At 72.0% G+C, this 12,798-nt stretch carries 11 protein-coding genes; 8 read left to right on the top strand and 3 right to left on the bottom strand.

Annotated features, from left to right (window positions below; genetic code table 11):
• Window positions 1–85 precede the first annotated feature (85 nt).
• Window positions 86–1,117 carry a LacI family DNA-binding transcriptional regulator gene (locus tag ACSMXO_RS16935; protein WP_346256779.1) on the bottom strand — a complete coding sequence of 344 codons (1,032 nt, stop codon included), beginning with the start codon at window positions 1,115–1,117 and terminating at the stop codon, window positions 86–88.
• 174 nt (window positions 1,118–1,291) lie between these two features.
• Here ACSMXO_RS16935 and ACSMXO_RS16940 point away from each other — a divergent pair, with 174 nt between their 5' ends.
• The 7 genes from ACSMXO_RS16940 to ACSMXO_RS16970 all read left to right on the top strand — a co-directional run bounded on the left by ACSMXO_RS16940 (window position 1,292) and on the right by ACSMXO_RS16970 (window position 9,280).
• Window positions 1,292–2,461, top strand: coding sequence for an amino acid ABC transporter substrate-binding protein (locus tag ACSMXO_RS16940; RefSeq protein WP_455418477.1), 1,170 nt, complete (start codon window positions 1,292–1,294; stop codon window positions 2,459–2,461).
• 8 nt (window positions 2,462–2,469) lie between these two features.
• Window positions 2,470–3,357 carry a branched-chain amino acid ABC transporter permease gene (locus ACSMXO_RS16945; RefSeq protein ID WP_455418478.1) on the top strand — a complete coding sequence of 296 codons (888 nt, stop codon included), beginning with the start codon at window positions 2,470–2,472 and terminating at the stop codon, window positions 3,355–3,357.
• The gene (locus ACSMXO_RS16950) at window positions 3,341–4,513 is read left to right on the top strand and encodes a branched-chain amino acid ABC transporter permease (protein ID WP_455418479.1); all 1,173 of its coding nucleotides are present in this window, start codon (window positions 3,341–3,343) and stop codon (window positions 4,511–4,513) included. Before ACSMXO_RS16945 ends, ACSMXO_RS16950 begins: the two co-directional genes overlap by 17 nt.
• Window positions 4,510–5,310, top strand: a complete 801-nt coding sequence (locus ACSMXO_RS16955) for an ABC transporter ATP-binding protein (protein ID WP_346256783.1) — start codon at window positions 4,510–4,512, stop codon at window positions 5,308–5,310. Before ACSMXO_RS16950 ends, ACSMXO_RS16955 begins: the two co-directional genes overlap by 4 nt.
• Entirely contained in the window at window positions 5,300–6,106 is an 807-nt protein-coding gene (locus ACSMXO_RS16960; RefSeq protein WP_346256784.1) for an ABC transporter ATP-binding protein, read from the top strand. Before ACSMXO_RS16955 ends, ACSMXO_RS16960 begins: the two co-directional genes overlap by 11 nt.
• A gap of 61 nt (window positions 6,107–6,167) precedes the next feature.
• Entirely contained in the window at window positions 6,168–7,139 is a 972-nt protein-coding gene (locus ACSMXO_RS16965) for a LamG-like jellyroll fold domain-containing protein (RefSeq protein ID WP_455418480.1), read from the top strand.
• Between the two features lie 44 nt (window positions 7,140–7,183).
• Complete coding sequence (locus tag ACSMXO_RS16970; protein WP_455418481.1) at window positions 7,184–9,280, top strand: PQQ-dependent sugar dehydrogenase; 2,097 nt, start codon at window positions 7,184–7,186, stop codon at window positions 9,278–9,280.
• A 78-nt stretch (window positions 9,281–9,358) separates the two neighbouring features.
• Here ACSMXO_RS16970 and ACSMXO_RS16975 read toward each other — a convergent pair whose 3' ends face one another.
• Window positions 9,359–10,216, bottom strand: a complete 858-nt coding sequence (locus tag ACSMXO_RS16975) for a CPBP family intramembrane glutamic endopeptidase (RefSeq protein WP_346256787.1) — start codon at window positions 10,214–10,216, stop codon at window positions 9,359–9,361.
• Between the two features lie 241 nt (window positions 10,217–10,457).
• Here ACSMXO_RS16975 and ACSMXO_RS16980 point away from each other — a divergent pair, with 241 nt between their 5' ends.
• Complete coding sequence (locus ACSMXO_RS16980; RefSeq protein WP_455418482.1) at window positions 10,458–11,822, top strand: MFS transporter; 1,365 nt, start codon at window positions 10,458–10,460, stop codon at window positions 11,820–11,822.
• A gap of 106 nt (window positions 11,823–11,928) precedes the next feature.
• Here ACSMXO_RS16980 and ACSMXO_RS16985 read toward each other — a convergent pair whose 3' ends face one another.
• Window positions 11,929–12,771, bottom strand: coding sequence for an NmrA family transcriptional regulator (locus ACSMXO_RS16985; protein WP_455418483.1), 843 nt, complete (start codon window positions 12,769–12,771; stop codon window positions 11,929–11,931).
• Window positions 12,772–12,798 lie beyond the last annotated feature (27 nt).

Below are 12,798 nucleotides of genomic sequence, written 5' to 3' on the forward strand. Positions count from 1 at the left end.
GGGTGCCGCCCGCGTCGTGACCGCGCGGCGCACCCCGGCAGGCGCGTCGCATCCGTCGACGTGGCGGGCGACCGCCCGGGCGGCGTCAGCCGGGCGCCGGCCCGGTCGAGTCGCGGATCACCAGCGTGTGTCCGGTCGGCCGGCGCCGTGGTCGCTTCGACCGCGGCTTGAGGGCCAGCTCCAGGGCCATCCGGCCCATGTCGGTCATCGGCAGCCGGACGGTGGTGAGACCGGGCGCGAGGTCCGCGGCGACCGAGACGTCGTTGAACCCGACCACCGAGACCCGCTCCGGTACGCCGACCCGGTGCGCCCGCAGCGTCGAGAGCACCCCGATCGCCATCGAGTCGTTCAGCGCCACGATCGCGGTCGTGTCGGGATGTTCCCGCAGGATCCGTTCGGCCGCGATCCGGCCCCCGTCCCGGGTGAAGTCGGTGTGCACGATCGGCAGCTCGTCGAGGGTCAGCCCGTGCCGGCGCAGCGCGGCCGCCACTCCGGCGAGCCGGTCGATCACGGTGGTGAGTCCACCGGTCGCGGCGGCGACCGCGATCCGGCGGTGGCCCAGCGCCAGCAGGTGCTCGCCGAGGGCACGCCCGCCGGCCTCGTTGTCGGGCAGTACCGCGTCCACCCCGAGGGGATGCCGGCCGATCACCGCGACCCGCCCGCCCAGGTTCTGGTACGCCGCCAGTTCGCGCCGCGCCTCGGCCTGGACCCGTGGGTCGTCGTAGCCCGAGCCGGCGATCAGGACGATGCCGACCCGCTGGGCGATGAGGTGCCGCAACTGCCGCAGCTCGTGCTCGGGGTCGCGGCCGGAGTGGCAGATCTGCACCAGCAGGCCCTGTTCGTCGGCGATCTGGATGACCCCGCCGGCTATCTCCGAGAAGTAGGGGTCGTCGACCTGGTGCACGACGAGTCCGACGGTCGAGCTGACGCCGCCGGCCAGGGTGCGGGCGTACGGGTTGGCCACGTACCCGAGTTCCCGGGAGACCTGCCGGACCCGGTCGGCGACCTGCGGGCTGACGCCGTCCCGACCGGCGAGCGCCCGGGAGGCGGTTGCCAGCGACACACCGGCCCGTTCGGCGACGTCGACGAGGCGCAGCCGCCCGCCAGGCTTCGGCATCGGTAACTCCCGGGAAACATCAACGACCGTAGCGGCAACTATTGCAAGTGATGCAGGCCACAGCCTATGGTACGAAAGCGCTTCCGTAAGCGCTTTCGTTACCTCTGCGAAGGAGCGTCAGGAATGACATCCCGAGCGACACGCGGACGATGGGCAACGGCCGTCGGCGCGGCGGTGGCACTTCTGCTGGCGGGCTGTGGCGACGACGGCGGGTCGGGCTCCTCCGACGATCCGATCGTGGTGGGGATCTCGCTCCCGCTGACCGGGGACTTCTCCGAGCCCGGCAAGGGTGTGCAACGCGGCTACGAGGCCTGGGCCAAGATCACTAACGACAAGGGTGGCCTGCTCGGCCGGCAGGTCGAGCTGAAGATTCTCGACGACCAGTCCAACGCCGACCGGGTGGTGGCCGACTACGAGCAGTTGATCGGCCAGGACAACGTGGACATCGTGGTGGGTCCCTTCTCGACCCGCCTCGTCGTCCCGGCCGCCCGGGTGGCCGAGGAGTACGGCATGCTCTTCGTGGAGCCGGCCGGTGCGGCGAAGGAGGTCTTCACGCAGGGCTTCAAGAACCTGTTCTACGCGGCACCGGCGGTCGCCGACGACCACTACAACCACCTCGCCGAATACCTGCTGGGCCTGCCGCCCGGGCAGCGACCGACCACCGTCGCGTACGCCGCCATGGACGACCCGTTCGCACAGGGCACCGCGTACGGGCTGAAGGCGAAGCTGGAGGCGGGCGGGGTGCGTACCGTCGTGAACGAGGTGTACCCGCCGAACACCACCGACTTCGGCACCATCGCCGCCAAGATCGCGGCCTCCAGGGCGGACATGGTGGTGGGCGGCTCGCAGTACCAGGACGGCGTGAACCTCATCGTCGCCCTGCAACAGCTCAACTACCAGCCCAAGCTGGCGGCCTTCTCGACCGCGCCGACCAGCCCCGAGTTCGCCGCCGCGATCGGCAACAAGACCGAGGGCATCCTGGCGCCGACCGGCTACACCCAGAAGGCGCCCTATCCGAGCAACGTCGAGTTCGTGCAGAAGTACACCGAGCAGTTCGGCTCACCGCCGGAGGAGGACGAGGCGAACGCGTACACCACCGGCCAGGTGGTGGCGGCCGCCGTCACTGCCGTCGGCTGCGCCGAGCAGGGGGAGTGCCAACAGAAGCTGGTCGACTGGATCCGCGGCAACAAGGTGGAGACCGTCGTCGGGCCCCTCACCTGGGACGCCACCGGCAAGCCGCAGGGCGCGCACATGATCCAGCAGTGGGTCGGCGGGCAGATCCAGATCGTCCTGCCCACCGAGGCGAAGGAAGTCGACATCGTCTACCCGAAGCCGGCCTGGTGAGGTAACGGATGCCGTCCGGCGCCCTGCTCTTCCAGAGCGTCATCCTGGGCCTGCTGCTGGGTGGGTTGTACGCCCTCCTGGCAGCGGGCCTGACGCTCTACTTCGGCATCATGCGGGTGGTGATGATCGCCCACTCGGCGTTCCTCATCCTCGCCGCCTACCTCGCCTGGTGGTCGCACGCCAGGCTGGGCGTCGATCCGCTGCTGTCGATGGTCGTCACCGTCCCGCTCTTCTTCGGCCTCGGCGTGCTGCTCCAGCGGCTGCTGCTGGCCCGGCTGCGCCCGGTGACCCTGACCATGATGTCGGTGCTGCTCACCTTCGCGATCGCCGTGCTGATCGAGGGGCTGCTCGGCTACGCCTTCAGCGGCACCCAGCGACGGGTCCAGCTCGGGTACGGCTCGGCCAGCCTCGGCCTCTTCGGCGCCCGGATCGCGGTGGTCAAGCTGATCGCGTTCGGGCTCGCCGCCGTCGCACTGCTGACGCTGTACCTGCTGCTCAAGCGGACCAGGTTCGGCTGGGCGCTGCGCGCGACGATCCAGCACCGGGACGCCGCCCGGCTGATCGGGATCGACACCGACCGGATCGCCGGCTTCGGCTTCGGCGTCGGGCTGGCCACCGCCGCCGTCGGCGGTACGGCGCTGGCCCTGGACACCACCATCTACCCGTCGCTGCACTGGCACTGGATCGGTCCACTGATGGCGATCATCGTGGTCGGCGGGCTGGGCAGCGTACCAGGGGCGGCGATCGCCGCGATGCTGCTCGGGCTGATGCAGAGCCTGTTGCAGATCCCGCTCGGCACCACCTGGGCCCAGACCATCTTCTATCTCGCGCTCTTCGCGACGCTGGCGTTCCGCCCGCAGGGATTCTTCGGAGGCCGGCTTGCCCAGCGCTTCTGACCTTCCCACGACGGCAGCGGCGCCGGAGGCCGGGCCGGCCGGGTCGACACCCGGAAACCGGACGGCCGAGCTGCTCCGGGTGGCCGCCATCCTGGCCGTCGCCGCCGCCGTGCTCTCGTTTCCGTCCTGGGCGCCGAACCCGTACATCCTGTCGGCCGGCGTCGTCGTGTTGAACTACGCGGTGCTGTCGACGTCGTGGAACTTCGTCGGCGGGTTCACCGGGTACATCTCGCTCGGGCACGGCGCACTGGCCGGGCTCGGCGGGTACGCCACCGGCCTGCTCGTGGTCCGGGCCGGACTGCCGAGCTTCGTCGCGCTCGCCGCGGCGACGCTGCTGGTGGCGGCGTTCGCGGTCCCGGTCGGGTACGCCGCGCTGCGGGTGCGCGGGGCGTCGTTCGTGATCGTGTCGATCGCGCTGGTGCTGATCCTGCTGCTGGTCTTCCAGAGCTGGGCGTCGTTCACCGGCGGGTCGCGCGGACTGGTCGTGCCGCGCCCGTTCCCGGGGCTGCTCCGGCCCGAGCACCACCGGGTCTTCTTCTATCTCTTCGCCGCCCTGCTCGCGGTCGCGTTGCTGGTCTGGTGGCTGGTCGACCGGTCCCGCTTCGGGCTCGGCCTCAAGGCGATCCGCGAGGACGAGGACAAGGCGGAGTCGCTGGGCACCCCGACCTTCGGGTACAAGCTGGTGGTCTTCGTGGTGTCGGCCGGCTTCACCGGCCTGGCCGGCGGCCTCTACGCGCTCTGGTTCGGCGACCTCGACCCGGTCTTCCAGTTCTCCATCCTGACCGGTTCCTACCTGGTGCTGATGGCGCTGCTCGGCGGGGTACGCCAGCTCTTCGGCCCGCTGGTCGGCGCGCTCGTCGTCGGGATCGGACTGGAGTACTTCAAGGTGGAGTTCGGCAACAGCCCGCTGCATCTGGTCGCCACCGGTCTGTTGCTGGCCCTGGTGGTGATGTTCATGCCGGACGGGGTGCTGCCGGCGGTGGGCGCACTGGTCGACCGGTTCCTGCGGCCGGCGCAGAGTTCGATCCGCGAGGTGACCGCGGCCGAGTTGCATGACCGGGACGCCACCCGACCAGACGGTGGCCTGGCGGTCGACCCGCCGGCCGGGGTGCCCGTCGGCGCCCCCGACGGACGGTCGGCGGAGGAGCGGTCGTGACCGGGCAGCCGAGCGGGCCGACCGGCCCGGCGACAGGTGGCACACGCAGCCCGGCGCAGACCGGGACGGGCAGCCTGGCGACGACCGGGCTGACCAAGGCGTTCGGCGGGGTGACCGCGCTGGACGCGGCCACCGTGACGTTCCGGCACGGGCAGGTCAACGCGCTGATCGGGCCGAACGGCTCCGGCAAGACGACGTTCTTCAACTGCGTCACCGGGATGATCCGGCCGGACAGCGGGCGGACGTCGTACCGGGGCGAGGAGATCACCCGGCGCAGCCCGCACGCGATCGCCCGGGCCGGCATCGGGCGTACCTTCCAGCTCTGCCGGGTCTTCCCCCGGATGTCGGCCCTGGACAACGTCCTCGCGGCGGCCCGACCCGACGGGTTCTGGAGCCAGTTGCGGGGCGCCCGGCGCCGCGTCGAGCTGGACCGGGCCCGGGGCTGGCTGACCCGGCTCGGCATCGAGCACCTGGCCGACGTCGAGGCCCGGAACATGTCCTGGGGGCAGCAGAAGCTGCTGGAACTCGCCGGGGTGCTGATGAGCGGTCCGGAGACCGTGCTGCTGGACGAGCCGGCCGGCGGGGTCAACCCGGCCCTGCTGGACCGGATCGGCGCCCTGGTGCGCGAGCTCAACGCCGAGGGGAGGACCTTCGTGATCGTCGAGCACAACATGGACCTGGTGATGAGCATCAGCGACCACGTCGTGGTGTTCGACCGGGGACGGCCGATCGCCGAGGGGCCGCCGTCGGTGATCCGCTCCGACGAGCGGGTGCTGGGGGCGTACCTTGGCGTCTGAGATCGAACTCGTCGACGTCCAGGCCGGGTACGGGCGGGCGGCCCCGGTGCTGCGCGGGCTCTCCGTCTCGGTCGAGCCCGGCACCGTCGTCTGCCTCGTCGGTCCCAACGGTGCCGGCAAGTCGACGGTGCTCAAGGTGGCCAGCGGGCTGCTCAAGCCACGGTCCGGCCGGATCCTCGTCGGCGGGGTCGACGTGACCGGCCACGGGCCGCAGCGGATGCTCGCCGCCGGGGTGGCGCACGTGCTCCAGGGGCACAGCGTCTTCCGGGAGATGACGGTGGCGGAGAACGTGCTGCTCGGCGGCTACACCCTGCGGGACTCCTCGCTGCTGGCACGGCGGGCCGACTTCGTCCGGGACCTCTTCCCGGTGGTCGGGCAGCGCTGGGACACCCTCGCCGGACTGCTCTCCGGCGGACAGCAGAAACAGGTCGAGTTCGCCCGGTCGCTGATGGTCGAGCCCCGGGTGGTGCTGCTCGACGAGCCGTCGATGGGGCTGGACCCGAAGGCGACCAGCACGGTCTTCGAGCAGGTCGTCCGGATGCGCGACGCCGGCACGGCGGTGCTGCTGGTCGAGCAGAACGCCCGCCGGGCGCTGGAGACCGCCGACCTCGGCTGCGTGCTCGACCTCGGTCGGGTACACATCTCCGGCCCGGCGGCCGAGTTGCTGGCCGACCCGAAGCTCGGCGACCTCTATCTCGGCGGCCGGCCCGGCGAGACGCCACCCGCCGCCGGCACGGCGGCCCGGGCCTCCACCGACCAGGCGGGTGACGACGGCACCCGCGAGCACACCGGGTAGTGCCGCGCCGGGTCGACCCGCCCGGCGCCACCTCGCCGCGACGCACAGAGAGGTGTACGCGATGCCGAGACCGAGACTGCGACACGCCGTCGTCGCCACCACCGCCGCCGCCCTGGCCGGGCTGCTCGCGACGACCGGTACGGCGACACCGGCCCAGGGACACGGCGACCGCCACCGCGCCGTCCACCCCGAACTGCGGCACCGGCTGGTCGCGCACTACGACTTCGACCACCCGCTGCGCGGCGACCCCGCCCGGGAACGCGACCTGGGCCGCTCCGGCACCACGCTCGACCTGGTCAACGGGGGCGCCGCGATGCGGGTGCCGGACCGGGCCCACCGGGGCAGCGGCCGGGCGGTGCAGACCGGGCAGGTCGATCCGGGGGTGGCCGGCAACGACGACTGGAAGGCCGGCGTCTACGCGCCGACCGGGCTGCCCAGCCTGCACGCCTTCAACGGCGCGGCCGGGGCGAGCGTGCTCGGCTGGTTCAAGATGCTCGGCGACGGGCCGGCGCCCAACTCCAACACCGCCGACCCCGGCGACCGGTTCAACGCGATCGGCCTGGCCGGGGTACTCACCGGCGACTCCGACGGGCATGCCGTGCGGGCGCTGCTCGAACTCATCACCGTCGACGGTGAACTGCGGCTGGTCGCCCTCGGCCGGCGGCTGGACGGCGGCGAGTCGCAGACCTTCGCCGCGGCCGCGGACTGGCGGACCCTGCTGCCGGTCGGTGAGTGGGTCTTCCTCGCCGCCACCTTCGACTTCACCGACGGCAGCATGGCGCTCTATCGCAACGGCCGGCCGCTGGACGGCTTCTACACCCGGCCCGACGACCCGTGGCAGGTCGCCGGGCCGGGCCGGCACCGCGCCACCGCCACCGATCCCCGAGGCATCAAGATCGGCGGCAGTTTCCCGCAGGACACCCGGGAGCAGAACCCCTGCGACTGCCGGATGGACTCGCTGATGTTCCTCGACCGGGTCGTCCCGGCCCGCCAGGTCGAGAAGCAGTACCGCCACGTGACCGGAGGACGTTGACCACCACCCACCCAAGTCCCGTCCCGAGAACGGAGTGACCCCGCGTGCGTACTCCCACCCGTCGCCTCCGCAGACCCCTCGCCACCGCCTCGCTCAGCGCCGCAGCCCTCGTACTCTCCACCCTGGTCGGGGCAGCGCCGGCCCGGGCCGCCGACGCGGTCTACGACCCCGTACCGGAACAGCAGATCCAGTCGCACCTCGGGCTGGTGCTCACCGAGTACGCGGCGTTCCCGAAGTCGGAGCCGACGCCGGCACCCACCGACCCGCGCCTGATGCGACAGGCGCGGATCAACACCATCATGGAGCTGCCGGACGGATCGGGCCGGCGGGCGGTACCCGACCTGAACGGCAGCCTCTATCTCGTGCAGGACGGCGTGCCGCACGTCTACCTGGACGTGGCCGGCACCTTCGCGCCGCGCTTCTTCTCCGGCCAGGGGCTCGGCCAGGGCTTCGGATACGTCGCCTTCCACCCTGACTTCGGCCGCAACGGCAGGTTCTACACCGTGCACACCGAGTCGGCCTCGTCCACTCCGGTGGTGCCGGACTACAGCCAGCCCAACACCGGCTACCACGGCATCATCACCGAGTGGACCGCCACCGACCCGGCCGCCGACACCTTCGCCGGCAGCCGCCGGGAGGTGCTGCGGATCGGGTTCGGCGGCCGGGTGCACGGCATCCAGGAGATCAACTTCGATCCGACCGCCCGGCGGGGCGACGCCGACTACGGGCTGCTCTACATCGCGGCCGGCGACGGCGGCGTCGGCGTGCGCAACACCGACCCGCAGAACATGGCGATGCCGCACGGCAAGCTGCTCCGGATCGACCCGGCCGGCAGCAACGCGCCGAACGGGCGGTACGGCATCCCGCCGTCGAACCCGTTCGTCGGCCAGGCCGGCGCGCTCGGTGAGATCTACGCGGTCGGGATGCGTGACCCGCACCGGTTCAGTTGGGACCGGGAGACCGGCAGGATGTATCTCGGGCACATCGGGGAGCACGCCATCGAGGCGATCTACGAGGTGCGGGCCGGCGACAACTTCGGCTGGAGCGAGCGCGAGGGCGCCTTCGTCTTCGACAAGACGTCGACGAACCCGTGTGACCGGATCTTCCCGCTGCCGCCCGACGACGCCAGCTACGGCTACACGTACCCGGTCGCCGCGTACGACCACGAACCCGCGCCGGGCTGGAACTGCACCTCGGACATTGGTGTGGCGGTGGCCGGCGGCTTCGTCTACCGGGGCCGGGACGTGCCGGCGCTGCGCGGCAAGTACGTCTTCGGCGACCTCGTCGACGGCCGGGTGCTCTACACCGAGGTCGACCAGATGCGGCGGGGCCGGGACCTGGCGCCGATCCATCGGCTGGCCCTCTTCGACGCGGCCGGTACTCCGGTGCGGATGCAGGATCTCTCCGGTCCCGGGGCGCCCGGCGACCCCAACCGGGTGGACCTGCGGTTCGGCACCGACGCCCAGGGTGAGCTGTACATCCTGGCCAAGGCGAACGGGAAGATCTGGAAGGTCACCGGCACCCGGGAGTACGCCGGTGGACGGGTCGGCACCACGAAGGTCCGGGACACCATGCGCCCGGGCAACTGGCGCCCGGTCACCCCGGAGAACTGGCGGTTCACCGGCAGCCAGGTGATCCTCGCCGAGGCCGGTACGCAGCGTCCCGGCCCGCGCCGCCCGTTCGAGTACTCGGTGCTGACCGCCGGGCCCGAACTCGGCGCGGTGGAGATCAACGCAGAGGTACGGCTCGACACGCCGGTCGAGGAGACCAACCGGGACGTGATCATTGTCTTCGGCTGGAAGTCCGACACCGAGTTCTACTATGCGCACCTCTCGACCGACAACACGATCTATCCGCACAACGGCATTTTCAAGGTCGACAACGCCGACCGGGAGCGGATCGACTACCAGTGGAACGGGCGGTCCGAAGGGGCGGCCCCGGCCATCACCGACGACCGCTGGCACCGGGTACGCCTGGTCCACCAGCCGGCGACCGGTGAGATCGCGGTCTATCTCGACGGTTCCCGGGATCCCCTGATGACCGCCGCCGACACCACCTTCAGCGCCGGCCGGGTCGGCTTCGGCTCGTTCGACAACATCGGCCGGATGCGCGACCTGACCGTCCGGGGCACACCCGCCTGACCCGTGCCCGCAGCGGGCTCCCTCCTGCCGTCGCCGGGTGGTGGGAGGGGCCCGCGTCCGCCGGGAGTTATTCGCCGCTCACTCGACCAGCAGCGGCAGCAGGCTGAGCGAGTTGACCGCCGTGTGCAGTGCGAAGAGGGCCCAGATGTTGCGGTAGCGAGCCCACAGGTAACCGGCGAGGAGGCCGAAACCGCCGTTCCAGGCGAGCATCACCGCGACCATCTCCCACAGTGGACCGTCCCCGATCCGGTGCACGTGCATGGCGGCGAAGAGCAGCGAGGTGGCGACGATGGCGGACCAGCGTCCGTACAACGCCTCCAGCCGGGTCTGCAACAGGGCCCGGTAGAAGATCTCCTCGGCGAGGCTCGCGGTGACGAAGGTCAGCAGCGTGGCGGCGAGCAGGTAGAGCCGGTCGTACCGGCGGTAGCCGGACATGTCCTGGCTGCCGGCGAGCGGGCTGTAGTAGAGCAGGTAGGCCCAGCCGAGCAGGGCGGGCAGCGGCCCGAGCCAGTACCACCGGGTCGGCACGGCCCGCCGGTGTGCCCGGCCGCCCCGCCAGTCGGTCGGCCAGTACCGCAGCACCAGGGCGGCGCCGCCGAAGAAGAGGACGAGCTTGATCGGGGCGTACCAGATGCCGGGGTCGACGGCGAGCACCACGGCGGGCAGCAGCAGGGCGATCCCGATCAGCCCGATGGCCTGCCGGCGGAGCGCGGGCCGCTCGGCGGCCCCGGCCGCCGGCAGGGCCGGCAGCCGGAGCGGGACCAGCCGGACCAGCAGCAGCCCGACCAGGGTGGCGGCGACGATCCCGGCCAGCGGCTTGGCCGGCGCCTCGGCATCGGCGGAGGTACGCACCTCCGCTCCGCGCAACAGCGCCAGTGCCACCGGGGCGGCGATGAGTAGGGCCAGGCCGACGCCGGTCGAGATCCGTCTCCGCATGGTGCCAGCGTGCTGACCGGAATCGGGCATCTCGTCGCCCGGCGTGACGATTCGTCGGTACATCCTTCGGTCGATGGCGCCGGTCCGGCGGGGGCCGGGCCAGCCCGGAGCAGAAAATGTCGCAGGTGCCGACGACAATGGCGCGGGCTTCGGCTCCGGGTTCCAGGTCCGGCGGTAACGGGTCGGCGGGTTCCGGGCCGTGACATCATCGAGCGGTCGCGACACGGGGGAGGACGAGGCGATGGAGGGCGCCACGGGGGAGGGCCGACCGGGCTGGCTGCGCGGGCCGCTGCGCCCGTTCCGCAACGGGCAGTACCAGCTCCTCGCCGCTGCCCTGACGATGTCGCTGTTCGCCGCCGGGGTGTGGATGATCGCCGTCGTCTGGCAGGTCATCGAGATGGACGGCGGCCCCGGCGAGTTGTCCTTCGTCTCCGCCGCGATGGCCGCCGGCATGCTGGCCACCACGCTGCTCGGCGGGGTACTGGCGGACCGGATCCCACAACGCCGCATCCTGCTGGCGGTTGCCGGTGGCCGGGCGGTCGCCACCGGCCTGGTCTCGGTGCTGGCGCTGACCGACCAACTGCGCCTGTGGCAGCTCGCGGCGGTGGCGCTGTTGATCGGGGTCGGAAACGGCTTTCACTATCCGGCCTACTCCGCGCTGCTGCCGTCGATCCTGCCGCCCGACGACCTGATGCCGGCCAACGGTGTCGAGGGGATGCTCCGCCCGACGATCATGCAGGCCGCCGGTCCCGCGCTGGCCAGCGTGCTGATCGCCGTCTGGTCGCCCGGCGTCGCGCTGCTGGTGGTGACCGTGCTGGAGGTCGCCGGTGTGGCGTTCCTACAGGCCCTGCGCCGGGTGCCGCTGCGGCACGACCAGGCGGTACCGGCGGCCCATCCGATCCGTTCGGCCCTGATCGACCTGCGTGACGGCTTCGCCTATATGGGCCGTACGCCGTGGCTGCTCGCCACGCTCCTCTACGCGTCCCTGCTCATCCTGCTGATTATGGGGCCCATCGAGGTGCTGGTCCCGTTCGTGATCAAGGATCAGGCCGGCGGCGGCCCCGGGGACCACGCGTTGGTGATGGCGGCGTTCGGCATCGGTGGCGCGATCGGCTCGCTGGGGATGGCCGCGTTCCGGATGCCCCGGCGTTACCTGACCATCATGAACCTCTTCTGGGGCCTGGGTTGCCTGCCGCTGGCCGTGGTCGGCGTCGCCGGCCAGGTCTGGCTGATCGCCGTGGCGGTCTTCGCGGTCGGGATCTGCTTCTCGGCCCCGATGGTCATCTGGGGCACCCTGCTCCAGCGGCGCGTCCCACCGCACATGCTGGGTCGGGTCTCCAGCCTCGACTTCTTCGTCTCGCTGGTCTTCATGCCGCTGTCGATGGCCATCGCCGGCCCGGTCAGCACCGGCATCGGCCTCGGTACGACGTTCGCGCTCGCCGGCCTGCTGCCGGCCGCGGTCGCCATCCTCGCGATCGTGCTGGCCCGGATGCCGCAGGACGAACTGGCGCACCCGCTCGACCTACCAGCGGAGGGGACCGGCTCGGCGCAGCGACCGGAGGAGCCGGTCGGACCCGTCGCCGTGGAGCCGGCCGCCCGCGCCTGAGCCGTGCCGTCTCCGGGCCAGCCTCGGCGGCGATTCACCCGGGCAGGCGCGCTGCCCGCCCCACCCGGGTCATCCCGCCCCGCCCCGGCCCGCCCCGGGCGGGGCGTCACCCCGACCAGACCCCGGTCGCGGCGGCGTCCCGGGCGAAGTCGCGGAAGTCCCGGGGCTGGCGACCGAGCGCCCGGCGGACCCCGTCGGCCAGGTGGGCGTTGCGGCCGTCCAGCACCTCCACGAAGAGGTACGTCAGCAGCGCGGAGACGTCCGCCGGCAACTTCTGCTCCGCCAGCACGGCGGCGTACTCCTCGACCGGGATCGTCCGGAACCGGATGTCCCGGCCGGCCGCCTCGGCGATCTCGCCGACCGCCTCGGCGAAGGTCAACAGCCGGGGGCCGGTCAGCTCGTAGAGCTGGCCGACGTGCCCGTCCCCGGTCAGCGCCGCCTCCGCCACCTCGGCGATGTCGTCGGCGTCAACGAAGGGCTCGCCGACGTCACCGACCGGCAGCACCAGTTCGCCGTCGCGCAGCGGCGCCAGCAACTGGCCTTCGCTGAAGTTCTGGTTGAACCAGCTCGCCCGCAGGATCGTCCACTCCGCAGCCGAGTCCTGGACCGCCTGCTCGGCCAGTTGCGCCTCCTCCTCGCCACGGCCGGAGAGCAGGACCAGCCGGCGTACGCCGCCGCGTACCGCGAGTTCGGTGAAGGACCGGACGGTCTCGGCGGCTCCCGGCACCGCGAGATCGGGATAGAAGGACAGGTAGGCGGCGGAGACCCCACGGATCGCACCGGCCCAGGTGGCCCGGTCCCACCAGTCGAACGGCGGTCGGCCGGAGCGGGAGCCGAGCCGGACCGGTACGCCCCGCGCGGTGAGCCGTTCCGCGACGCGGCGCCCGGTCTTGCCGGTGCCGCCGAGGACCAGGGTCAGGGCTGTCGTCTCGAATTCGTTCTGCGTCATGACCGCAAGTCAAGCCGGGCTGGCTGC

The sequence above is a fragment of the Plantactinospora sp. DSM 117369 genome (genome assembly GCF_053764795.1).

Coding starts and splice junctions, on each gene's coding strand:
- ACSMXO_RS16935 (WP_346256779.1), bottom strand. CDS start 1,117: ATGCCGAAGCCTGGCGGGCGGCTGCGCCTCGTCGACGTCGCCGAACGG.
- ACSMXO_RS16945 (WP_455418478.1), top strand. CDS start 2,470: ATGCCGTCCGGCGCCCTGCTCTTCCAGAGCGTCATCCTGGGCCTGCTG.
- ACSMXO_RS16965 (WP_455418480.1), top strand. CDS start 6,168: ATGCCGAGACCGAGACTGCGACACGCCGTCGTCGCCACCACCGCCGCC.
- ACSMXO_RS16975 (WP_346256787.1), bottom strand. CDS start 10,216: ATGCGGAGACGGATCTCGACCGGCGTCGGCCTGGCCCTACTCATCGCC.
- ACSMXO_RS16980 (WP_455418482.1), top strand. CDS start 10,458: ATGGAGGGCGCCACGGGGGAGGGCCGACCGGGCTGGCTGCGCGGGCCG.
- ACSMXO_RS16985 (WP_455418483.1), bottom strand. CDS start 12,771: ATGACGCAGAACGAATTCGAGACGACAGCCCTGACCCTGGTCCTCGGC.